A 21,459-nucleotide genomic window follows, 5' to 3' on the forward strand; every position below is an offset into this window, starting at 1 on the left:
GACGCCGGCACGCACGACAGCCTGATCCAGGCGGGCGAGCTGATCCGCACCTACGAACAGCGCCAGGGCCTGCGCATCGGCTGCCTCGAGGAGATCGCGTTCGAGAACGGCTGGATCGACCGGGAGGAGCTTGCTGCACAAGCGAAGACGCAGGGAAAGAGCGGTTACGGCAAGTACCTGCTCGAATTGGCGTCGCGGGAATAGGTTCGTTCGGACTACCCAGCTAACTGCAGAAAGCTGTTGATCTTTTTCCCGGTCGCGGACCGCTCGCGCGCGGCGTCGGTCGTTCGGTCTCGGAATTTGCTGAGATTTTTGCGCTGCAAGGAAACCCGCCGTCTCCTACTCGCCCCATAGGCGAAGAAGGGTGACCCTTGCGTGCGGCCCCCTTACGGTGAACGCCCAGTTAAAAAGGGTGCTAGTTCATGCGTACTGTAACCAAGCTTATGGCTGCGGCCGCGATCGCGCTTTCCACCGGCGCTATCTCGACCAACGCCTCCGCCACCACGGTGATCGACAACTGGACCGCCGCCGCGGACCAACCGACCACCCTGACCTTCAGCGACAACAAGATCAGCGACCCCACCGGCGACGGCATCTACGTCAACGGCGCGGACGCGACCGACGGCACGTCGCACCACGAGTGGGACGGCACGAACTTCACGGACACGTTCAACTTCGCCCTGCCGACCGGCTCGGTGGGCTTCAATCTGAGCTCGGTGAGCTTCCAGGCCCTCAGCGGCCTGAACTTCACGAGCGTCACCTTCAACGGCGTGGCTCTGACGCTGTCGCAGGTTCCGAACACCTACGTCTGGAACGCCTACACCGCGGCTCCGCTGCCGGTGGTTTCCGGAGGCCCGCAAACGCTGGTCGTCAAGGGCAATGGCGGTGTCAACGCGTCCTGGTCGGGCACGGGCTTCTTCGCTCCGGCCCCGGTTCCTGAACCGGCGACCTGGGCGCTGATGATCTCGGGCTTCGGCGGCGCGGGCGCGATGCTGCGCGCGCGGCGGCGTCAGGCCTTCGCCTGATCCGACGAGACCGATGCAATGGGAAGGCCGCCGCCCCGCCGGGACGGCGGCCTTTTCCTTTGGACCCCGCCCTGGGTGACTCCGCGCTTTCCGGCGACTCCTCAGGTCGGCGAGAAACCGCTACCGTGTTCCCTGGGAGTCGAACGTCGCGGGGGCCAGAGGCAGCAATCCAGGTTTGTGCGTGAACGCAACGTTCACCAAGCGTAGTCCTAGGTGTCGCCTGCGAATTCATTGATGGAAGCGAGCATGCAAAAGAAGTCTGTCCTGCTTGTCGTGGGCCTTTGCGCCGGCCTCGGCCTCGCGGGCTGCGACAAGGTCAAGAGCCTCATGTCCGGCGGCAAGCCGACCGGCCAGGTCGTCGCCACCGTCGATGGCCAGGAGGTCACCGCCCTGGAGCTCCGCCGCGAGATGGGCGGCTTCTCGTCGCGCGATCCCGAGGTGATGAAGAAGGCCCAGCAACAGGTCCTGCAGCAGATCATCGTGCGCAAGCTGATGGTCGAGAAGGCCAAGGAGGCGAAGCTCGACAAGACGCCGAACTACAACCTCGACGTCCAGCGCGGCGAAGAGCAATTGCTCGCCCAGCTCTACCAGCGCAGCCTGGCTGCCAAGACGGCCGTGCCGACCAAGGCCGAGGCCGACGCCTTCATCGCCCAGAACCCCGGCATGTTCGCCGACCGCAAGGTCCTGGTGGTCGATCAACTGGTCGCGGCGCCGAACAAGATCGACCCGGCCCGCTTCCAGCCGCTGAAGAGCCTGGAGGAGGTCAAGGCCCTGCTGTCGTCCGAGAACGTGCCGTTCCAGGAGAGCGTCTCGACCCTCGACACCTTGCAGGTGAATCCCGCCCTGCTGGCGCAGATCCAGCGCCTGCCCCCGGGCGAGGTGTTCGTGATCCCGCAGCGCGGCTCGTTCGTGTTCAACCGGATCACCGGCAGCAAGTCGGCCCCGTTCACGGGTGAGCCGGCCGTGATGTACGCGACGAACATGCTGCGGACCCGCAAGGCCCAGGAAACCGTCGGCAAGCAGCTCGAGGCGATGTACACGGCCGCCAAGCCGAACATCAAATACGCCCCGGCCTTCGAGCCGCCCAAGACGCCGGCGGGCAAGGCCGGCGCGCCGGCGGCCAAGGGCGCGGCTCCGGCCGCCGCCGCCCCCGCGGCTCCCGCCGCGAAGTAAGGTGGGCCAAGCCTGGGTTCGGGCCGCGCCCGAGCCCAGGAGGCGTTTGAGTTCAGAGACTGCGGCGCGCCCCTCGGGGCGCGTTTTGCGTTTGGGCCGCACGCACATCATCGCGCAGCCGGCTTCGCCTTGCGGGCGTACGGAAGATCGAGGACATCGAAGCCGGGCTTCGGGCCAGGATCTTTCGACCCCGGCCTGCGGCTTCAGGCGCCGGTGGACGTCGTCTTGCGGACCGGCGGGGGGACCGGAATGGCCTCCAGGCCGTCACGCGCCCACGACATCCAGATGTAGGCTGGCAGGCCGTCGTCGGTGAACCGATAGCTGGGCGCCTCGTCGCCGGGGACCTCTCGCAGCAGGCCTTCGGTCAGCAGCGTGGACACCAGTTGCTGGGCGCGCTTGGCCTCGATGTCCTGGTCGCTGACCAGATCCTGCAGGGTGAAAGCGCCGTCGCCGGCGAGCGCCGCGCGGGCGGCCGCGGCCACGCCGCCGCCGTTGCCTTCCATCACCCGGGCCACACGCGTCACCAGCGGGCGGGACACGCGACCGGCGAACTCCTCGGCGGCCTGTTCCACGGCCTGGGCGACGTCGGCAGGCTTCACCGTCGTGCGCTGCTGGTTCAGCGCCATGTGGCCGGCGTGATGGCAGATGAGGTTGGCGAGGTAGGGCGAGCCGCGAGAGGCGGCGACGACGAAGGCCGTCGCGGTGGGCTCGAAGGTCATGCCCGTCTCGCGCTCGCCGTTGGCGACGATCAGCGCGATCTCGGCGTCACTCATCTTCTCCACGTGCAGGGCGAAGATGTTGCGGCGGATCGAAGGAATGTGCTCGACGAGGTCCGACAGGTCGCCGGCCACGCCCGACAGCACGAGTTGCACCCGGCCGAGCCGATCGGACAGCGTCTTGATCAGTTCGGCGATGTCACGGCGGAAGGCGGCGGACTCGCATTGGTCGAATTCGTCCAGGATGATCAGGACACGGGTGCCGGTCAGCTTGGCGCAGAGGTCGCCGAAGACCCGGGGCGAGATCTGGGTCTGGGGCAGCAGGTCGAGCAGCGACGAGCCGCGCTCGGCCTCGGAGTCGGTCGGTGCGAAGCCAGAGTGGTACAGCAGCGGAATGTCGGCTGCCGCGCCGCGGAAGATCTCGTCGAACGAGGAGAGGGCGCCGCACGAGGTGTAGACCACGAGGTAGCGGGCGTCGGTGGCCGCCGCGCGCAGCATGTGCAGCAGCGAGGTCTTGCCGATGCCGCGCTCGCCGTAGAGCACGACGTGCAGGCGCTGGTTCTCGATCGCGCCGATGATCGTGCGCAGCAGCGCCTGGCGGCCCGAGAACATGCGGCCGTCGGCCACCGGGTGCGACGGCGTGAAGGCCTGGCGCAGGCGCGAGCGGAACGAGGCCATCTTGTCGGCGCCGCCCGCATAGGGCTGGTCGCTGGCCATGGTCTGGAAGCGGGGCAGCACGCCTTCGCCACGCTCGCGGCGGGATTCCAGGAACGCGGGCGGGGTGACGTTCGACGGCGGGCGGGGGCCGCCCGCGGCGGGCGCGCGCGTCGGGGCAGGACGGCGCTTGAACATCGATGTCATCCTGCCGAGCAAGCTCAAGAACGCCTCCATATGCCCAGGCCAGCCGAGGCGGGCGTTGTGATAACGCCGTCGGGCTGTTTTAGGGCAAACGTTTCCGAATCCAACTATCGCCCGCGGGCTCCTTCGTTTTGATTAACCGCCAAGGTACGCAGCGCCGCAGGTCGCGGACGCCTCGGACGGCGGCAAGTTCCCCGGGGGGTGGGTTGAGAAGGCTCTTCATCGGGCTGTTGCTGCTGGGCTCCGGCGCAGCCTCGGTCCTGGCGGCGCTGGCCGTGTTCGGCGGCCGGTTCAGCGTGCGCCTGGACATCCTCTCGCATTTCCTGCCGTTCCTCGTCGTGGGCGTGGCGGCGGCGGCCGGGGTCTTCCTGCTGCGGCCCGACGTGCGGGCCACGCGGGCGGCGCTCGCGATACTGGTCATCGGCCTGGGCGCCGCGGCCTGGGCGATGGCGCCCGTCTTCCTCTATCGACAAGTGCGGGCGGATCGTCTCGACCCGGCGCTGCAGATCAAGGTGATCCAACTCAACGCGCTGGACGGCAACCGGCGGGGGCCGGCGCTCCTCGCCTGGCTGAAGGCGCAGGACGCCGACATCCTGGTGATGGAGGAGACGCCGGACATCGGCGACGAGCTGCCGACGCTCGGGTACCTGGCGAGCTGCGGCAACTGCCCGGCGACGATCTACTACAAGGCCGCCGCGAAGCCCTACTGGGACAACGGTCCGACCTGGGACTGGATGGCGCCGCGCAAGGTGGCGGCGGCCCGCTTCCGCGACGCACGGGGTGATTACACGGTCCTGGCTGTCCACCGCGGCCGGCCGACCCGCTTCGCCCGCACCTCCGACGAGACCGCGGCGCTACGCGACATGGCGCGCCGATTCCCCGCGAAAAGCACGATCCTGGCGGGCGACTTCAACTCGACGCCATGGTCGGCGGGGCGGCGGCGGGAAGAGGCGGCCCTGGGCCTGGTCCGCCAGACACGCGCCGTCCCGACGTGGCCGGCGGAGGCGGTCAGCCACAACCGCTTCGGCTTCCCGTTCCCGGTCCTGCCGATCGACCACATCTACGCGGGCCGCGACTGGGCCACGGTCAAGGTCGAGCGTGGGCCGAAGCTGGGGTCGGACCACTATCCCGTGATGGTGACCCTGCAGCGGGTGAGGGGAATTCCTACGCCTCGCGAGGGGACACGTTAGCGGGGTTCCCGATCGCGTAGCTGTGGGGAGGCATGTCCTTGGTCACGACGGCGCCGGGCGCGATCACGCAGTCGGCGCCGATCGTCAGGCCGGGCATCACGATGCACCGCGCGCCCAGGTGCGACCGCGCGCCCAGGCGGGTGTCGACGTGCAGGCCGCGCGTCATGTCGTGGGTCAGCACCACCGCGTGGTCCTCGATCACGCAGCCGGCCTCGATGTGCACCCCGCGCGGCCAGGTGCGATCGATGAGCGCAGTGGTGGCGATACGCGCGGACGGATGGATGTCCATGCCCCACACGGCGGTCTGGATGAGCCGCTGAAACCGACTGTGAAGAGCGTTGAACAAGCCTGGTCCTTGTGCTGCGCAGGCGAGGATACGGAAAGGAATCGGGTCTAAGAGGCTACGCAGACCCCGGAGGCCCGTCCATGGCGCTCAAATCCCTCGACCAACTGCGCCCGGTGCGGAGCTTCCTTCTCGACCTACGCAACATTCTGCTGCGCGCGCAGGGCGTCATCCTGGGGGAGGGCCCCAGCATCTCGCTCAGCTCGCGGTTCGAGGTGTCGAAGGGCGCGCCCATAACGATCGGTGACTACACCCTCGTGGCTTTCAAGACTCTTATCACCACGCGGACTGGCGACGGGCCGCCGCGACCGGTGGTCGTGGGGGCTCGCTGCTTCGTGGGCGGCGGCAGCGTCATCCTGCCGGGCGTCACGATCGGCGACGAATGCATCGTGGCCGCCGGCGCCGTGGTGTTCGAGGACGTGCCGCCGCGCTCGATCGTGGCCGGGAATCCGGGGCGCGTGCTGCGGACCGGCATCGAGGTCGGCCACTACGGTCGCCTGAAGGGCGCCGACGAGATGAGCCGGCGCACCTACGACGGCGAGGACATCTAGGCCGCGTCGGCGCGTTCGGCGTCCTGCCCCGGGCGATAGACGTTCTGGTACCAGACCTCGGCCGACAGGATCGTCCACAGTGTCTCGCCAGCGTCGACCTGGCCGGAGACGTGGGCGTCCACCAGCTTCCGCACCTCGGCCGCGTCCGCATATTCCTGGCAGAGGCCATGGCTGGCGGTGACGTGGTCGACGAGGAAGTCCTTCATCGGCCCGCGGAACCACTCCTTCAGCGGCGTGCGGAAGCCCCACTTCTTGCGGCTGATGATATCGTCCGGCACCAGCTCGCGGGCCCATTGGCGGACGATCCATTTGCCGGTGGCGCCGCGCACCTTCAGCGACGCTGGGAGGGCCAGGCCGAAGGCGGTGAGTTCCTTGTCGAGGAACGGCGGGCGCACCTCCAGGCCCTCGGCCATCGTCATGCGGTCGCCGCGCTCCAGCATGTTGCCGGGCAGCCAGGTGAGGCAATCCAGCATCTGCATCCGCAGCAGGCCGTCGCGGTCGTCGACGCGGGACAGGGCATCGCTCTGGCTCGCGATCGCGCGCTCCCAGTTGGCCGGGCTCCAGTCCAGGCCGGGCAGGATGCGGTGCAGGTCGGCGCGGTCGAGGTAGCTGAACCACTGGACGTGGCGGTCGACCTCCCGCGGCTCGGCCAGGGCGCGGGCGGCGACCAGGGCGCGGCGCTTGTCGAGGCCGGCGAGGCCGGCGAGCGAGGCCAGGTTGCCCGAGCCCAGGATACGAGCGGCGGCCCGCAGCGCGCCGGGCGCCGAGGCGAAGGCGTATTTCGGATAGCCGGCGAAGACCTCGTCGGCGCCTTCGCCCGACAGGACGACCTTCACGTCCTGCTTGGCCACGTTGCTCATCTCGGCGATGGCGATGTCGGCGGGCTGGCTGACCGGCCCGTCGCGGCACGCCGACAGCTCGGCGAAGCGCTTGATGTAGGCTTCGGGGCCCACGTTGATCGCGCGGTGCGTGGAGCCGATCGCCTCGGCCATCAGGCTGGCGAAGTGCAACTCGGAATGGGGGTCGCCCGCGAAGCCGACGGAATAGGTGCGGATCTGCTCGCTGGGCGCGCGGATCTTGCGCATGGCCGCGACGATCAGGCTGGAGTCGAGGCCGCCCGACAGGAAGGCGCCGACCGGCACGTCGGCCACCAGCCGCTGTTCGACGGAGTCCAGGAACAGGTCCCGGCCGCGCCGGACCAACTCGTCGTGGCTGAGGCCCCGCTGGGCGTCGCGGGCCGTGCGGGCCTCGGCGACGAGGTCGAAGAAGCGGCCAACCTTTAGGCCGTTGCGGTCGAATTCGAGATAGCAGCCCGGCTCGAGCTGGCGCACGCCCTGGTGCAGCGTCTCGGAACCGTACACCGCGCGGAACCGCAGCGCCTGGCGGAAGGCATCCATGTTGAGGCTGCGGTCCACGTCCGGGTGGGCGAGGATCGCCTTGATCTCGCTGCCGAAGACGATCGAACCGGGGGTGGGCGTGGCGTAGAACAGCGGCTTCTCGCCCAGCGCGTCGCGGCCCAGAAGCAGCTTCTGGTTCCGCTCGTCCCAGAGCGCGAAGGCGAACATCGCGTCGAACCTCGGAAGCGCCGACGGACCCGAGCGGGCCAGCCAGCGCAGGATCACCTCGGTGTCGCCGTGGGTGGCGAAGCGCTCGCCTGCCGCTTCGAGTTCTTGCCGCAACGCTTTGTAATTATAGATTTCCCCATTGTAGACGATGGCCATACCACGGTCTGGGGCCAGCATCGGCTGTGGGCTGCCCTCGACGTCGATGATGCTGAGCCGCGTGTGGGCGAGGCCGCAGGGGCCGTTGACGTAGGTGCCGGTGGAATCCGGGCCGCGGCGGCCCAGCGCGGTCACCATCGCGGCCATGCCGCGCGGATTGATGCCCCGGTCGAAGTCTACGCGCCCGCCGATACCGCACATCTTGGGAACTCGTCCTGGCTAGGAGTTGGTTGTCAGCCGGCCGGTGCAAAGTCCGGGCCGCGCAGACTAAGGATACGCGAAAGCCGGCAGGGGCGGCGCAACCCTTAATGAAATCGTTAAGCGGCCGACCGATTTATTGTGCCCCGCCGCCTCGACCGCAGGGTATGAATGGACCAGTTTTCTCCCGTTTCGTCCAGCGCGCCGCCGGCCGATTCGGGATGGGCCGGTGAAGACGGCCGGGGCAGCCTGCGCCCGGCTCGGAGACGCGCGTAGATGTTCCTCACCAAGGTGTTGCAGACCGTGTGGGCCCGGCGCGCCATCGTGCTGGTGGCGATGCTGAGCACGCTGGCGGGCGGCGTGGTGGTCTGGAAGACCCTGCCGCCCCGCTATGCCGCCAAGTCCCGCGTCATGCTCGAGGTTGTGAAGCCGGATCCGCTCACGGGCCAGGTGCTGACGTCCGACACGGCGGCAGCCTATGTCCGAACCCAGATCGAGCTGATCCGCGACTATGAGGTGGCCGGGCGGGTCGTCGACGAGCTGGGCTGGCTCGAGAACCCCGAATTCCAGGCCGCGTACGACACGCGGACCGACGGCACGGACATGGACATCCGCCGCTGGGCGGCGCAGCCGATCATGTCGGGCACCTACGCGACCATGGTGCCTGACAGCAATATGCTGGAGATCAGCTTCCGCTCGACCGTTCCGCAGAACGCCCGCGTCGTCGCCGACGCCGTGCGGCGGGCCTACATCGAGGCGACGATCGCACGGCGCCAGGCGGGCAACATCGCCACCTCGCAGTGGTACGCGCAGCAGGCCGAGAAGACGAAGGCCGCCCTGGCTAAGCTCGAGGATACCAAGACCGAACTCCAGCGGCGCACCGGCGTCGTGATCCAGGCGCGCGGCCGCGACATGGAATCCGACATCCTGCGTTCGGTGGCGTCCGTCACCAGCCGCCCGGTGGCGGCCGCCGATCCCGTGCCGCTGCGCGCGAACCAGCAACTGGCCGAACTCGACTCCCAGATTTCGCAACTCTCGCGGACGCTCGGCCCCAACAACCCGACGTTCCAGGAGGCGCAACGCCGCCGGGCGGCCCTGGCCGCGACGGCCGCGGCGGAGAGCGAGGACGCCCGCGCCAGCGCCGGGCGCGTCGACATCCAGGCTCGCGCCTATATCAACCAGCTCGGCGCCCAGACGGCGAAGGTGGTGTCGCAGCGCGATGCCCTGGCCCAGGCCCAGGCCCTGCAGGACGAGATCGACCTGATGCGGGCTCAGTACGAGTCCGAAACAGCGCGGTCGGCCAAGCTGCGTGGCGACGCCGAGATCGCGGCGACCGGCATCACACCCGTGGGTGAAACGAGCCTGCCCGGCGCTCCGGAATTTCCGAATCCGCCGCTGATCGTGGGCGGCTGCATCGTGCTGGGCGGCGGGCTGGGCGGGCTGCTCGCGCTTCTGACCGAGCTCCTGGGCCGCAAGGTTCGGTCGACCGACGACCTCGAAGGCGCGACGCGCGCACCGGTCCTCGCGAACCTGCCCGCGCCGCCGCGGCAGCGCCGTGCAAAGGTCGCGAAGGAACGTCGGCGCCAAGCGCGCCGCGTCAAGCCGGCCAAGGCGACGAAGCCATCGAAGCCGGCCAGGCCCGCCAAGGCGGCGCGGGTCGCCGCCGGCGAGGCGCAGCCCGGAGAGGCCCGTTGAGGTTGGGTCGCTGGGGCGCCTCCGCGCCGGACGTCGCCGATCGCCTGGACCATCCGCGCGCCGGACTGGGCGAGGATGCGGTCGATCACCTCTCGCACGAGGTGATCCGCCGGCTGGTCAGCCGCGGGCGGCGCGGGCTCACGGTGGCGGGCGTCACGGACGGCGTAGGCGTGACCACGACCGCGACGGAGCTGGTCCGCGCGCTGAGCCGGCTGGACGTCTCGACGTTGCTGATCGACGCAGACCTGCAGCGTCCCGCCGCGGGCGCGCGGCTCCAGGCCGAGTGGGCCGGCCCCGGTCTCGCGGAAGTGCTACGCGGCGAGGTCGATTTCAACGAGGCGCTGGATCTGACCGGCGAGCGGAACCTCGCGGTGCTGCATGCGGGTCACGCGGGAAGCGACGGCGAGGCGCGGATCTTCTCACGCGCCTTCGACGAGATGCTGGAGCTGAGCCTGCGCCGCTTCCAGATCACGGTGGTGGACGCGCCCCCGGCCAACCGTTCGACGACGGCTTTCCACGTGGCGAGGGCGACCGGCTATTGCCTGCTGGTGGCCCGCCGCCACATCAGCTTCGCCCAGGACTTGTCTCTCTTCGCAGACCAGATGCGGCAGGTTGGAGCTGAGGTCTTGGGGAGCGTGCTGACCGGCTGAGCCGGCGCGCGGCGGGGGCGGTGGCCTCGGCCCCCTGCGCGGCATCGGCGCGACGGCACAGGGCCACCACGGCGCCCAGGATCATGAAGGCGAGCGGGTGGTTGTCGTCCTGGCTGAACACGGACTTGATGACGATGAAGTCGATGAGGCAGATCGACAGCGGCATCAGCAGTTGCAGCTCGTCGTCGACATTGCCACGCGCGATCGTCCGTGCGCCGATCCACGCGCCGCGGGCGAACATCCCATAGTAGAGGATGAAGCCGATCACCCCATACTCCAGCAGGATCGACAGGAAATAGGAGTCGATCGTCTGAATGCCGTCGGGGCCGACGTAGTTGAGTACGTTGCCGGACTGGCCGAGACCGTGGCCCCATGGATGCTTCAGGATCTTGGGGATGCCGATGTTCCACTGCTCGATGCGGCTCTGGTCGCTCGAAGCCTGGGCGCCGTTCCCCCAGAATTTCGCGCGCAGACGCCCGATGGCGAAGGTCGCGGCGACGCCGACACAGAAGATCGCCGGATAGGAGAGGACGATCGCGGGCGCGATGATGCTGCCCTTGTTGCGCCGCCACTGCAGGAGGGCCCAGAACAGCAGGTAGAGCAGCATCGACAGCAGGCTGGAGATCAGGCCGAGGCGGGAGTCGGTTTCCAGCACGACGTAGAGCGCCAGCATCAGATACGCGCCGGCGAAGATGCGCGGGCCGTTGGTCTTCGACGTGAGGATGAGGTGCACCGCGAACGGCGCGACCAGGCCCAGGAATTCGGCCAAGCCGAGCGGCGTGCCATAGGTGCCCTGCACGCGGTACTTGCCCGTCGCCGCACGCGACAGTCCGGACAGGGCGCGTAGCACCGCCTCGTCCTCGATCTTGAGGATGGACGGGATGTGGTTCGACCACACGACGTGGTGGATCCGGGATTCATAGGCGCCGACGATGCAGACGACCGTCGCCATGGAGATGAAGAACCACATCCAGCGGCGGGCGAACCCCGGGCGGCTGAACAGCACCAGCGAGACGAAGAAGATGCAGAACCAGTTCGTCACGGCGACGATGTATCGGCTCGCGGACGGGCCTATGGAGACCGAGTAGCCGACGGAGAGGGTCACCAGCACGAAGAAGGCGATCAGCATCCGCGAGATCCACGGATCGTAGCTGAAGATGTCGATAACGCGCCGTCTGAACTGGTCGGACACCGACAGGCAGACCAGCATCACGAACAGCAACGGCAGACCTGTGAGCCGCAGGAGCGTGATCCACGGCAGACCCGGCAATGCGATGGCGAGGTAGTTGGGCCAGACGAAGAGGGCTGCGAAGAACGCGATGTAGAGCGGCTGCAGCGCCTTGGTGGGAGCGTAGTCGCCCGAGGGAAGCGCCCAGATGACCAGCACCGCCAGGAGCGCGAGCGGGATCGCGAAGGGCACCATCAGGAACGGCGCGAACCGCGCGTAGCCGAACCCGTAGGCAAAACACAGCACGGCAAGGCCCGCGTAGACCGCCAGCTTGGCCCAGCGGTTCATGCGCCGCTGGCGGTAGAACGGCAGCACCGGCGGCTCGGGCTCGGCGGGAACGACCGGGGCGGGCGCGCTTCGGGGGCTGAACAGCTTGGGCATCGTCTTTCCGGGCTCGCGCAGTGTCCGGATGGATACGCGCGACTAGGGCTTCGCGCCAGACGAGCGTTTGTCCGCCAGAGCGTCGAGGATCGACGTCAGGTGGGCCGTCAGGGCGGCCGGCTCGGTGGTGGCCACCACGCGATCCAGCGTCCGAGCTTCGCGCACGGCGGTTTCCAGTTCCTCAACCGTCTCGGCGCTGGCGATCAGGCCGCGGGCCACGAACGCGCCGACGATCTCCTCCTGGTGGTTGTCGTAGTGCTCGCCTCGCGCCTCCATGCGCGGCATCGCGATGACCCGGCAACCCTGCTGCAGGGCTGTGATCAGCGAGCCGGTGCCGCCGTGGCAAACTACGGTCGCAGCCTTCGCCTGGATCTCGCCCACCTGATCGAAGCTCAGGCTCTCCACCAGTTCGATCCCGTCGATCGGCGGGACCTTCACGCCGGTCTGCATGATCACCCGCTCGGTGATCGTTCCTCGCCGCTTAGCCTCGGCGACCGAGTTCACCAGCCGCTCGAAGGGCAGGGTGGCGCCCACCGTTGCGAACAGCAGCGGCTCCTTCGGCGGCGGCTGGCGGTCCAGCACCTTGAAGGGGTCGAAGACCTTGGCCTTCGGATAGAACGTCGCCAGCTTCGGGGACTGCACGATCATCTCGTGCGCGAGCGGCGCGGCGAGCCTGCCGAATAGCGATGGCTTCTCGAACCGGGCGAAGGATTCGACGACGATCACGCGCACGCCGAACAGCCGCGCCCAGACCACCGCGAAGTACACCGCGCCCGCCCCGGTGCTTATGATCACGTCCGGCTTTTCGCGCAGCAGGATGGCGGCGCTTTGCCAGATGCTCTTCAGCGCGCGGCCGAAAACCGGCAACGGATTGCCCTTCTTCACCTGCCCCCAGGCGACGTGCGGGATGAAGTAGGTGCGGTGCTGGTCCTTTAGCGAGCGGCCCAGCGCGGTGTCCTCGGTAAGGAAAAAGTAGTCAAAACGGGACCACACACCCTTGAGGTCGAGGAGTTGCCGCACATGACCGCCGCCCGACGCGGCCAGGCAGATCTTGAGCGCGCCGCGTGCGCCGCGGCCTCCCGTGGCGTGTTCGGCGCCAGCACTCGCGCTCGCTTGCATGTCGTCTCCCCTACCGGCCCGGGCAAACCCGCGGCCGCTGCGCCCTGTCTGCGGACGCGGGCACGAATAACCGAGTCGCCCTGCCAAACCATGAAGCGCCTCGGAGACAAGGGGGCAGGGCGCGCAACCGCCCCGGCGGCGCTTTCCATCGATTGGCGCCTGCTGCTATGCATCGGACGCAATTCCAGAAACACATCGCAGGGTCGAATGCGTCGAGTCCGGATACTTCTGCTGACGCTTCTCGGCTCCGCGTCCTGCGCGTCGGCCTTCGCCCAGGAATTGCCGCAGGTGACCCCGAAGCGGCAGCTCGACCTCGGCGTGCGCGGAACCGTGACGTACGACACCAACGTCGCCCGCGGCAACGACGACATCGCCCGTCAGCGCAACCTACGTCCCGAGGATACGCTGTTCAACGCGTCGGGCACCGTCGATTTCGTGCAGCCGCTGGGTAAGCAAGCCCTCTTCCTCAAGGGCGCTGCCGGATACACGTTCTATCGCAAGAACACCAAGCTGGACACGCGGACGGCCGACATCTCCGGCGGCGCGGTGAAGATGTTCGGCGCCTCGTGTCGGGCCCTGGCCTACGGCGGCTATTCGGCCGATCAGGCGCAGCTCGAGGACATCATCGGCGACATCGTCAAGAACCTCCAGGAGCGGACGAACTACGCGGCCGCACTGGAGTGCCAGCCGACGAGCGGCTTCGGGATGGTGCTGTCGGCCCAGAGCGAGAAGACGACCAATTCGGCGGTCCGGCAGAAGACCCAGAACGCCACCACCGACAGCGCGACTGCGGTCCTGGCCTATACCCGACCGTCGCTGGGCACGTTGCGCGTGATCGCCAACTTCGCCCAGACCAAGTTCCCCAATCGCGATCCGATGACGCTCGCGCTGGGCGACCGGCTGGACGTCACCAGCTACGGCGTGTCCTACGAGCGCAAGTTCGGCACGCGGATCGAAACCCAGGCGACCGCCCAGCGCACGCTGATCAAGCGCAACGCGGCGCCCGTGGGCGTGCCGCTCAAGACGAACGCCACCACCTACGACGCGGCGATCACCTACCATTTCGGCACTCGCCTGGACCTGAAGCTGACGGGCAATCGCAGTGTCACGCCGTCAAACCGGATCGGCCAGCTCTACGACCTGAACCGGGACTGGGGCATCTCCGCCAACTACAAGCTCGGGACCCGGATGGAGCTCGAGGGCGGCTACCGCAACGAGCGGACGACCTCCAAGGGCGACGGCACCGCCATATTGGGGCCAATCTTAACGAACTCCGTGAATGATGTGGTCTACGGCGCGATCCGCTACCGGAGGACGCAAGGCGCAGGTATTTCGCTCGAAGTGCGTCAGGAGGAGCGCGAGACAAACCTTCCGGCCTTCGACTACAGTAACACGGCGGTGTCGCTCTCCGTCGACGTCCCCTTCTGAAGCTTCAAGAAAGTGGCCATGCGCGCGAAAACCAACAGCATCTTCCTCGCGGCCGCCGCCTGCGCCGCGGTTGTCTACGGTCCGATCGCCTCGGCGCAGACCCCGCCTGCGAGCGCCGCGATCCAGAGCGCGCCGCCGGCGTCGGACGCGCCCGCTGGCGATACGGGCTATGTGCTGGGCCGTGACGACGTGGTCGAGGTGACCCTCGTGGGCCGGACCGACTTCGGCGGCCGGGCCCGCGTGCAGGCGGACGGCACGATCCAGCTTCCGCTGATCGGCCGCCTGCTGGCCGCGGACAAGACCACGGCCGAGGTCGCCGACTCCGTGCGCACCGCCTTGAAGAACGGGGGCTTCTTCGCCGACCCGATCGTGAGCGTCGAAGTCGTCGCCTTTGCCAGCCGCTACGTGACGGTCCTGGGCGCGGTCGGTTCGCCCGGCCTCGTGCCGATGAACCGCCCCTATCGCATGTCCGAGATCCTGGCCCGCGTGGGCAGCGTCCGCGCCGACGCGGCCGACTATCTGGTCCTGCGCACCGAGAAGGGCGAAGAGAAGCGCCTCCTGATCAAGGATCTGGCGACCGGCGACCTGCAGGCGGACCCCTACGTGTCGCCCGGCGACAAGATCTTCGCGCCGCTGGCCGACCAGTTCTTCATCTACGGCGCCGTCCAAGGCCCCGGCGCCTTCGCGTTGACCACGGACATGACCGTGCGGCAGGCGATCGCCCGCGCGGGCGGCCTGACGGAATCCGGTTCGGACAAGAAGGTCGCCGCCACCCGCGGCGGCAAGAAGGTCAAGCTCAAGCTGGACGACAAGCTGCAGGCCGGCGACGTCCTCGTGGTCGGCGAGCGGCTGTTCTAGGACGAGAAGAGGGCCCCGGTCGTGAGTATCCTCCAGTTTGCCCGCATCCTGTGGGCGCGGCGCATGATCATCTTCCTCGTGCCCGTCGTCCTGGCGGTGATCGCGACCGCCGCCGTCTTCGCGCTGACGCCGAAGTACGAGGCGAAGTCGCGCGTGATGCTCGACGTGATCAAGCCCGACCCGGTGACCGGCCAGGTGCTGTCGTCGCCGTTCCTGCGCGCGTACATCCAGACGCAGACCGAGCTGATCAAGGACGACGCCATGTCGGCGCGCGTCATCCAGCCGCTCAACCTGCAGAACGACTCCGACCTTCAGGAGGGCTACGCCAAGCGCAAGGCGGACGAGGCCGAGGACAACTTCACGACCTGGGCCTCGCGCGCGATGGCCAAGAACGTCGAAGCGCACCTCATCGAAGGCAGCAACATCATCGAGATCGCCTACACCGACAAGGATCCCGACCGGGCGCGCGACGTGGCCAACGCCCTGGCCAAGGTTTACATCGACGCCAACTTGCAGGATCGCCGTGAAGGCGCGCGCCGCAACGCCGACTGGTACGACGCGCAGGCGAACAAGGCCCGCGAGCAGTTGCTGGCCGCGGAGGGCGCCAAGTCGGCGTTCGAGCGCGAGACCGGCCTGGTCCTGCAGGACGACAAGGTCGACATCGACAGCGCCCGTCTGGCGGCGCTGGCGTCGGCGGCCGCGGCCCCCATCATCACTGCGCCCTCCGGCCAGTCGGCCTCCTCGGCCGCCCTCGAGCTGGCTCAGCTCGACTCGGCGATCGCGCAGGCGTCGAAGACCCTTGGCCCGAACCACCCGGACCTGATCGCCATGCGGCGCAAGCACGAGGTGCTGAGCGCACAGGTCGACCAGGAACGCCAGGCCCAGAACGCGGCGGCCACCGCGACGATCAGCGCCAGCCGCGTCACCCAGGGGATGCTGGAGGCGCAGAAGGCCAAGGTCATGGCCCAGCGCGACAAGGTCGAGAAGCTGCGCCTCATGCAGGACGAAATCGACGTCCGGCGCGAGCAACTCAACAAGGCCTCGGCCCGCGCGGCCGAGCTGCGCCAGGAAGCCGACGTGGCCGCCACCGCGGTCTCGCTGCTCGGCGATGCGCTGAAGCCCGACAGTCCGAAGTTCCCGAACAAGCCGCTGTTCATCGGCGGCGCCCTGGGCGGCGGCCTGGCCATGGGCCTCGGCATCGCGATCCTGCTCGAGATCGTGCAGCGCCGTGTGCGCAGCGCCGACGACCTGCGCGCCGCCCTGGGCGTGCCGGTGCTGACCATCATCTCCGACCATAGCGTCAAGAAGACCCGCCGCCCGCGGCTGGCCGCGCTCAAGCGCGCCCGTATCCACACCGAAGTAGGCTCCGCATGACCCGGGCAACCGCTCTTGCCGGCGAGACAGGGCCGGCGAACGTCCCGGCCCTCACCGAACTGGTGCATGGCTACGAGTTTTCTCGCGACGTCGTGATGCTGAACAACGACCGGCCCGACTTCGCGGAGGCCATCCGGGCGATGCGCACGAACATCGTGGCGCGCCATCTCGGCGACGGCCGCCGGGGGCTCGCGATCACGGCGCCCGACCCGGACGCCATGTGCACCTTCACGTCGGTGAACCTGGCGGTGGCCATGGCGCAGATCGGCGTTTCGACGTTGCTCGTGGACGCCAACATGCGCGCGCCGGGCGTCGACAGCTTCATCCGTCCGACGACGCCGACGGCGGGGCTGGTCCAGTGCCTCTCCTTGCAGTGCTCCGCTCATGAGGCGCTGCATCCGAACGTCGTGCCCAACCTGTCGATCGTGTACGCCGGCGGCGAGGCGCCCAACGCGCACGAACTGCTGGGAGGCGAGCCGTTCACGAAGCTGGTGCAGACCTATCTTCGCGACTTCGACCTCACCATCGTCGACACGCCTCCGGCCCGGTCGTTCGCGGACGCCCGCCGGATCGCGGCGGTTGTCGGCTACGCCACCATCATTGCGCGCCGGGACACCAGCCTGATGCGAGACATCGTCGGGTTTGCGGAAGCCCTGCTCGAAGACGGCACGCAGATCATCGGCACCGTCCTTACCGAGGTTTGACGTCGATGAAGGACATGCAGGCTGGGGCCGACGCGTCGCCGTCGACGCAAGGGGTGCTGGCGCGCTGGCTGCCGCATCTTCCCGTTCTCGTCGGCGCCGCGCTCATCGCCGCCCCGACCTTCTACCGGCTGGCCAAGGAGGTCTGGACGCTGGAGATCGGCGCCCACGGCCCGATCGTGCTGTTCACCGGCATCTGGATCCTGTGGCGCGCCTGGCCGACCAGCGAGCCCGCGCCCGATCGCATGCGCACGCTGCTGTCGATGGGCGGCTTCGTGCTGTCGCTGGGCGTCTATGTCTTTGGCCGCGCCTATGACTTCATCAGCCTCGAGGCGTTGGGCGTCTATGGCTTCGGGGTCAGCTACTTCTACGGTCGCTTCGGCTTCCACGAGACGCTGAAGCGCTGGTTCCCGCTGTTCTACCTGGGCTTCCTGTTGCCGATGCCGGGCTGGATCATCGACCAGGGCACAGCGCCGCTGAAGCAACTCGTCTCGCTCATGGCCACCAAGATCGTCGAGCCCTTCGGCATCCCGATCTACCGGGAGGGCGTGACCATGGTGGTGGGGCCGTACCAGCTCCTCGTCGAGGACGCCTGCTCGGGCCTGAACTCGCTGATCGGCCTGATCGCGATCAGCCTGTTCTACATCTACCTGCTGCGCTCGGCGAGCTGGCGCTATTCGCTGTTCCTGGCCGCGCTGCTGGTGCCGATCGCCATCGTCGCCAATGCGATCCGGATCGTGATCCTGATCCTGCTCACCTACTTCTTCGGCGACGCGGTGGGGCAGGGCTTCCTGCACGTGACCGCGGGGCTCTTCCTCTTCGCGGTGGCGCTGCTGCTCATGTTCGGCATCGACAACCTGCTCTCGAACCTGAAGTTCCTTCAGAACAAGAAGGCCGCCGCATGATCGCCCGCCGTGACCTGATCATCGCCGGCATGGCCGTCGCGGCGGCGGGCGCCGCCGAGGCCCTGCGGCCGCGCCACAAGCTGCTGCTGCTCAAGAAGGGCACCATCGAGGAAGCGCTGCCGTCGAAGATGCCCGGCTGGGAGGCGGACGCGACGTCGGCCGACCTGACGCCCGAGCTGGCCGGCGGGTTGGCCCAGACGCTGTACAGCGAGATCGTCTCGCGCGTGTACTTCAACGCCGCGGGAACTGGCGTGATGCTGCTGGCGGCCTACGGGAAGACCCAGAGCGATGCGCTGCAACTGCACCGTCCAGAGGTCTGCTACCCGGCCGTGGGCTATGCGATCGAGTCCAGCGCCGCCGAGGATCTGCCCGTCGGCGGCGGCGCAATGCTGCCGGTCCGCAAGCTGGTGGCGATCAACCAAGACCGCCGCGAGAACATCGTCTACTGGACCCGCGTCGGCGAACGCTTGCCGCAGGACGGCAAGCAGCAGCGCGAGGCGCGCTTTCTCAACTCGTTCGAGGGGCTGGTCCCCGACGGGGTGCTGATCCGCTGCTCGGCGCTGGGGGAGAGCGGGCCCGCATTCAAGCTGTTGGAGACGTTCGTCCAGGACCTGTTGCGCGCCACCGCGCCGAGCGAGCGTCCCGCGCTGGTCGGCAGCGAGATCGCGAACCGGCTGAACGCCCAGATCCGCACGTAGCGCCGTGGCCGCGCCATCGTCGATGCACGTCGCCGTCTCCATCGTCGGCTACCGCAATCTCGCGGACATCCAGAAGTGCCTGCAGGTCCTGGCGCAGTCCGAGCACCAGGGCTTCGAAGTGGTCATCTGCGAGAACGGCGGCCCGGAAGCCTATGAGGCGCTGCTGGGGGGGCTGCCCAAGTCGCTCCCGGGCGGCCAGCCGGTGCGGATCATCGCCGCGCCGCGGAACCTCGGCTATGCGGGCGGCGTGAACTTCGCCATGGCCGCGGCGCCGGAAGCCGACGCCTGGTGGGTGCTGAACCCGGATACGGAGCCGCAGCCGGGCCTGCTGAAGGCCTGCGTGGAACGGCTGGCCAAGGGCGACGTCCACGCCGTGGGCTGCACCATCTATTTGCCCAGCGGCGAGGTGCAGTCGCGGGGCGGCCGCTGGCGTCCCTGGCTGGCGCGCGCGGAGGTCATCGGCTGGGGCGAGCAGGTGGACGCGCCCGTCGATCCTGCCGCGATCGAAGCGGAGCAGAACTTCATCAACGGCGCCTGCATGGTGGTGGATCGAACCTTCATGCAGGTGGTCGGGCCTATGCGCGAGGACTACTTCCTATATTGCGAGGAGGTGGAATGGTGCCTTCGCGCCGTGGCGCGCGGGCAGCGGCTGGGGTTCGTGGCGGGGGCGGCCTGCCTTCATCACGCGGGCGCCACCACCGGTTCGCACGCCGCGCTTCGGGACCGGCCGCGCCGGCCCATCTACCTCGACGAGCGCAACAAGATCCTGGTGACGCGCGATTGCTTTCCGACGCGGACGCCGGTCGCCGTGCCGGCCGCCTTTCTACTGGCGTTCCTGCGCTTCGCGCCGAGAGGGGCGTGGCGCCAACTGGGCTATGCCTGGTCTGGCTGGCTGGCCGGTGTGTTCGGCCAGCGAGGGCCCATCTAAACGGGCCCTGGCGCCGTACTTGCAATTTGCGGGCATGACGGGCCTGTATGTGCCGGTCGGTTCGAGAGTCATTCAAAGCAAAGCTTTATCCGGCACTTAGAAGTGTCGAACGCCGGGCGCTTAGTTCGAGATGGACCGCGGCGAGAGAGGGATGGGGAAACGGAATGAGTCAGCTTGTCGTGGGACGTCGCAGCATCGGCGCGCGCTTCGCGGCTGGAGAGACCAGCGGCTTCGACTACATGCGGCTGTCTCTCTCGGTCCTGGTCATGCTGTGGCACACGTTTGCCGTCGTGTGGGGCGAACGGGGGGTGACGCCGGAATGGTACCAACTGTTCATGCGGATGGTCCTTCCATTGTTCTTCGCCCTGAGCGGCTTCCTGGTGGCGTTCAGCCTTGAGCGGATTCAGCATTTGCCGACGTTCGGCCTGCTACGCGCACTTCGGATCCTTCCTGCGCTTGGCGTCGAAATCCTGCTCTCGGCGCTGATCCTCGGTCCGATCCTGACGACCGTGGCCCTCTCCACCTACTTCACCCATCCGGAATTCTTCCGCTATTTCCTGAACACCGTCGGATGGATCCACTACGACCTTCCGGGCGTGTTCCGTGACAACCCCGTGCCGTGGGTCAACCGCAGCCTGTGGACCGTGCCGTTCGAGCTCGAGTGCTATGTGCTCCTCGCCGGCCTCTATCTCCTCGGCATGTATCGCCGGACCTGGATGCTCGTCGCGGCCCTCGTGGCGCTCTCGGCGTTCTGTCTGTGGTACTATCGGGACTACAGCTACGCCGATGCGCCGCTGGTGCCGGGCCGCCTGCTGATCGCCTACTTCCTGGCGGGCAACATCGTCTGCAAGCTGCGGGACCGACTGCCCGGCGGCCTCCTGGCCGCGGCCTGCGCCCTCGCGGTGGGCTGGCTCATGCTGACGAACGTCGCCGCCACGATCATGCTCTCGCCGTTGGTGGTGGCCTATGCGTCGGCGGCGCTCGGCTGCCTGGCTCCGCGCAAGCTGCCGATCATCTTCACCGGCGACTATTCGTACGGCCTCTATCTCTATGCGTTCCCGGTGCAGCAGACTGTCTACAGCGTGTTCCGCAGCGACAGCATCCTGGAGAACTTCCTGATCTCCCTGGCGGCCACCTCGCTGTTCGCCGCCTTCTCGTGGCACTTCATCGAGAAACCTATCCTCGGCCTCAAGAAGCGTCTCATCCCCAAGAGCTGGAGCCGGAGCGATGCGAAGTCGCCCCCGGCCGGGCAGGTCGCAACACCGCCCGTCGGGAACGCGGCGCCGGAGCAGGCGAACGCGAATTGAGGGGCGCGCCCCCTTGATCGAGGGCGACCATCGGCTAAGGGAAGGCCGACGCCCGGAGCGGGCGGGCGGGTCCGGCAAGGGTCCGTTCACGATGCTCGCCTAGGTTCACCCTCCCGTCCGCGGCCGAGAGGCGCGGTCCCTTCATTGCGGATGAAACGATAGTGGCGATGCCTCACGAGACAATCCTGGCCGAGCTCCGCGAGATCATGCTCGACGTGTTCGACATCGACGAACTGGACCTCACCGACGCAACGACCGCCGAGGACGTCGAGGAGTGGGACAGCCTGAGCCACGTGCGCCTGGTCGTGGCCGTCGAACGCAAGTTCGGTTTCAAGTTCAAGAATTCCGAAATCGAATCACTCAAGACGGTGGGCGATCTCGTTCGCCTGATTGAATCGAAGACGGCTTAAGG

At 68.1% G+C, this 21,459-nt stretch carries 20 protein-coding genes and 1 pseudogene; 16 read left to right on the forward strand and 5 right to left on the reverse strand.

What is annotated here, in order from left to right; all coding sequences use genetic code 11:
* The 3 genes and pseudogenes from Q0L11_RS08735 to Q0L11_RS08745 all read left to right on the forward strand — a co-directional run.
* Positions 1-204, forward strand: a pseudogene (locus tag Q0L11_RS08735) (glucose-1-phosphate thymidylyltransferase); the annotation flags it as partial.
* Between the two features lie 218 nt (positions 205-422).
* A complete protein-coding gene (locus Q0L11_RS08740; RefSeq protein ID WP_296596720.1) occupies positions 423-1,025 on the forward strand; it encodes an FxDxF family PEP-CTERM protein in 603 nt (200 codons plus the stop codon).
* Positions 1,026-1,271: 246 nt separating this feature from the next.
* Positions 1,272-2,198: an EpsD family peptidyl-prolyl cis-trans isomerase gene (locus Q0L11_RS08745; RefSeq protein ID WP_296596722.1), complete on the forward strand. Its 927-nt coding sequence runs from the start codon at positions 1,272-1,274 to the stop codon at positions 2,196-2,198.
* 203 nt (positions 2,199-2,401) lie between these two features.
* Here Q0L11_RS08745 and Q0L11_RS08750 read toward each other — a convergent pair whose 3' ends face one another.
* Positions 2,402-3,766: an ATP-binding protein gene (locus tag Q0L11_RS08750; RefSeq protein ID WP_296596724.1), complete on the reverse strand. Its 1,365-nt coding sequence runs from the start codon at positions 3,764-3,766 to the stop codon at positions 2,402-2,404.
* A 212-nt stretch (positions 3,767-3,978) separates the two neighbouring features.
* On the opposite strand from Q0L11_RS08750, the gene Q0L11_RS08755 reads away from it, so the two are divergent.
* The gene (locus tag Q0L11_RS08755) at positions 3,979-4,962 is read left to right on the forward strand and encodes an endonuclease/exonuclease/phosphatase family protein (protein WP_296596725.1); all 984 of its coding nucleotides are present in this window, start codon (positions 3,979-3,981) and stop codon (positions 4,960-4,962) included.
* Here Q0L11_RS08755 and Q0L11_RS08760 read toward each other — a convergent pair.
* Positions 4,937-5,308, reverse strand: a complete 372-nt coding sequence (locus tag Q0L11_RS08760) for a DapH/DapD/GlmU-related protein (RefSeq protein ID WP_296596728.1) — start codon at positions 5,306-5,308, stop codon at positions 4,937-4,939. The two genes, Q0L11_RS08755 and Q0L11_RS08760, sit on opposite strands and share 26 nt — an antisense overlap.
* Positions 5,309-5,388: 80 nt before the next feature.
* On the opposite strand from Q0L11_RS08760, the gene Q0L11_RS08765 reads away from it, so the two are divergent.
* Positions 5,389-5,856: a DapH/DapD/GlmU-related protein gene (locus Q0L11_RS08765; RefSeq protein WP_296596729.1), complete on the forward strand. Its 468-nt coding sequence runs from the start codon at positions 5,389-5,391 to the stop codon at positions 5,854-5,856.
* Here the strand turns inward: Q0L11_RS08765 and asnB are convergent.
* Entirely contained in the window at positions 5,853-7,778 is a 1,926-nt protein-coding gene (gene asnB, locus Q0L11_RS08770) for an asparagine synthase (glutamine-hydrolyzing) (protein WP_296596730.1), read from the reverse strand. The two genes, Q0L11_RS08765 and asnB, sit on opposite strands and share 4 nt — an antisense overlap.
* Before the next feature lie 273 nt (positions 7,779-8,051).
* Between asnB and Q0L11_RS08775 the strand changes: the two genes are divergently transcribed.
* Both Q0L11_RS08775 and Q0L11_RS08780 read left to right on the forward strand, forming a co-directional pair.
* On the forward strand, positions 8,052-9,470 hold the full coding sequence (locus tag Q0L11_RS08775) for a hypothetical protein (protein WP_296596731.1): 1,419 nt from the start codon (positions 8,052-8,054) through the stop codon (positions 9,468-9,470).
* Complete coding sequence (locus tag Q0L11_RS08780; protein ID WP_296596732.1) at positions 9,467-10,120, forward strand: AAA family ATPase; 654 nt, start codon at positions 9,467-9,469, stop codon at positions 10,118-10,120. The genes Q0L11_RS08775 and Q0L11_RS08780 overlap by 4 nt, the downstream gene beginning before the upstream one ends.
* Here the strand turns inward: Q0L11_RS08780 and Q0L11_RS08785 are convergent.
* Positions 10,035-11,729, reverse strand: coding sequence for an O-antigen ligase (locus tag Q0L11_RS08785; protein ID WP_296596733.1), 1,695 nt, complete (start codon positions 11,727-11,729; stop codon positions 10,035-10,037). The genes Q0L11_RS08780 and Q0L11_RS08785 overlap by 86 nt on opposite strands.
* 42 nt (positions 11,730-11,771) lie before the next feature.
* Positions 11,772-12,848 carry a beta-1,4-glucuronosyltransferase WelK gene (gene welK / locus Q0L11_RS08790; RefSeq protein WP_296596734.1) on the reverse strand — a complete coding sequence of 359 codons (1,077 nt, stop codon included), beginning with the start codon at positions 12,846-12,848 and terminating at the stop codon, positions 11,772-11,774.
* 207 nt (positions 12,849-13,055) lie between these two features.
* Between welK and Q0L11_RS08795 the strand changes: the two genes are divergently transcribed.
* The 9 genes from Q0L11_RS08795 to Q0L11_RS08835 all read left to right on the forward strand — a co-directional run bounded on the left by Q0L11_RS08795 (position 13,056) and on the right by Q0L11_RS08835 (position 21,457).
* Positions 13,056-14,276: a hypothetical protein gene (locus Q0L11_RS08795; protein WP_296596735.1), complete on the forward strand. Its 1,221-nt coding sequence runs from the start codon at positions 13,056-13,058 to the stop codon at positions 14,274-14,276.
* A gap of 18 nt (positions 14,277-14,294) precedes the next feature.
* Positions 14,295-15,134, forward strand: coding sequence for a polysaccharide biosynthesis/export family protein (locus Q0L11_RS08800; RefSeq protein WP_296596737.1), 840 nt, complete (start codon positions 14,295-14,297; stop codon positions 15,132-15,134).
* Between the two features lie 21 nt (positions 15,135-15,155).
* On the forward strand, positions 15,156-16,508 hold the full coding sequence (locus Q0L11_RS08805; RefSeq protein WP_296596738.1) for a Wzz/FepE/Etk N-terminal domain-containing protein: 1,353 nt from the start codon (positions 15,156-15,158) through the stop codon (positions 16,506-16,508).
* Entirely contained in the window at positions 16,505-17,212 is a 708-nt protein-coding gene (locus Q0L11_RS08810; protein WP_296596740.1) for a CpsD/CapB family tyrosine-protein kinase, read from the forward strand. Before Q0L11_RS08805 ends, Q0L11_RS08810 begins: the two co-directional genes overlap by 4 nt.
* Before the next feature lie 5 nt (positions 17,213-17,217).
* Positions 17,218-18,114: an exosortase V gene (gene xrtV / locus Q0L11_RS08815; protein WP_296596742.1), complete on the forward strand. Its 897-nt coding sequence runs from the start codon at positions 17,218-17,220 to the stop codon at positions 18,112-18,114.
* The gene (gene epsI / locus Q0L11_RS08820) at positions 18,111-18,812 is read left to right on the forward strand and encodes an exosortase-associated protein EpsI, V-type (protein WP_296596743.1); all 702 of its coding nucleotides are present in this window, start codon (positions 18,111-18,113) and stop codon (positions 18,810-18,812) included. Before xrtV ends, epsI begins: the two co-directional genes overlap by 4 nt.
* Before the next feature lie 4 nt (positions 18,813-18,816).
* Positions 18,817-19,740 (forward strand): glycosyltransferase family 2 protein, encoded by a 924-nt coding sequence (locus Q0L11_RS08825; protein WP_296596744.1) that lies wholly within the window; start codon positions 18,817-18,819, stop codon positions 19,738-19,740.
* Positions 19,741-19,904: 164 nt separating this feature from the next.
* The gene (locus Q0L11_RS08830) at positions 19,905-21,047 is read left to right on the forward strand and encodes an acyltransferase (RefSeq protein WP_296596746.1); all 1,143 of its coding nucleotides are present in this window, start codon (positions 19,905-19,907) and stop codon (positions 21,045-21,047) included.
* Between the two features lie 167 nt (positions 21,048-21,214).
* Positions 21,215-21,457, forward strand: a complete 243-nt coding sequence (locus tag Q0L11_RS08835) for an acyl carrier protein (protein WP_296596747.1) — start codon at positions 21,215-21,217, stop codon at positions 21,455-21,457.
* The last annotated feature ends 2 nt before the right edge of the window (positions 21,458-21,459 follow it).

The sequence above is a fragment of the Phenylobacterium sp. genome (assembly GCF_024508875.1).
In the GTDB taxonomy this organism is placed as follows: domain Bacteria; phylum Pseudomonadota; class Alphaproteobacteria; order Caulobacterales; family Caulobacteraceae; genus Phenylobacterium.

Coding starts and splice junctions, on each gene's coding strand:
- Q0L11_RS08795 (WP_296596735.1), top strand. CDS start 13,056: ATGCGTCGAGTCCGGATACTTCTGCTGACGCTTCTCGGCTCCGCGTCC.
- welK (WP_296596734.1), bottom strand. CDS start 12,848: ATGCAAGCGAGCGCGAGTGCTGGCGCCGAACACGCCACGGGAGGCCGC.
- Q0L11_RS08800 (WP_296596737.1), top strand. CDS start 14,295: ATGCGCGCGAAAACCAACAGCATCTTCCTCGCGGCCGCCGCCTGCGCC.
- Q0L11_RS08765 (WP_296596729.1), top strand. CDS start 5,389: ATGGCGCTCAAATCCCTCGACCAACTGCGCCCGGTGCGGAGCTTCCTT.
- Q0L11_RS08745 (WP_296596722.1), top strand. CDS start 1,272: ATGCAAAAGAAGTCTGTCCTGCTTGTCGTGGGCCTTTGCGCCGGCCTC.
- Q0L11_RS08750 (WP_296596724.1), bottom strand. CDS start 3,766: ATGTTCAAGCGCCGTCCTGCCCCGACGCGCGCGCCCGCCGCGGGCGGC.
- Q0L11_RS08740 (WP_296596720.1), top strand. CDS start 423: ATGCGTACTGTAACCAAGCTTATGGCTGCGGCCGCGATCGCGCTTTCC.
- asnB (WP_296596730.1), bottom strand. CDS start 7,778: ATGTGCGGTATCGGCGGGCGCGTAGACTTCGACCGGGGCATCAATCCG.
- epsI (WP_296596743.1), top strand. CDS start 18,111: ATGATCGCCCGCCGTGACCTGATCATCGCCGGCATGGCCGTCGCGGCG.
- Q0L11_RS08830 (WP_296596746.1), top strand. CDS start 19,905: ATGAGTCAGCTTGTCGTGGGACGTCGCAGCATCGGCGCGCGCTTCGCG.
- Q0L11_RS08785 (WP_296596733.1), bottom strand. CDS start 11,729: ATGCCCAAGCTGTTCAGCCCCCGAAGCGCGCCCGCCCCGGTCGTTCCC.
- Q0L11_RS08775 (WP_296596731.1), top strand. CDS start 8,052: ATGTTCCTCACCAAGGTGTTGCAGACCGTGTGGGCCCGGCGCGCCATC.
- Q0L11_RS08835 (WP_296596747.1), top strand. CDS start 21,215: ATGCCTCACGAGACAATCCTGGCCGAGCTCCGCGAGATCATGCTCGAC.
- Q0L11_RS08810 (WP_296596740.1), top strand. CDS start 16,505: ATGACCCGGGCAACCGCTCTTGCCGGCGAGACAGGGCCGGCGAACGTC.
- xrtV (WP_296596742.1), top strand. CDS start 17,218: ATGAAGGACATGCAGGCTGGGGCCGACGCGTCGCCGTCGACGCAAGGG.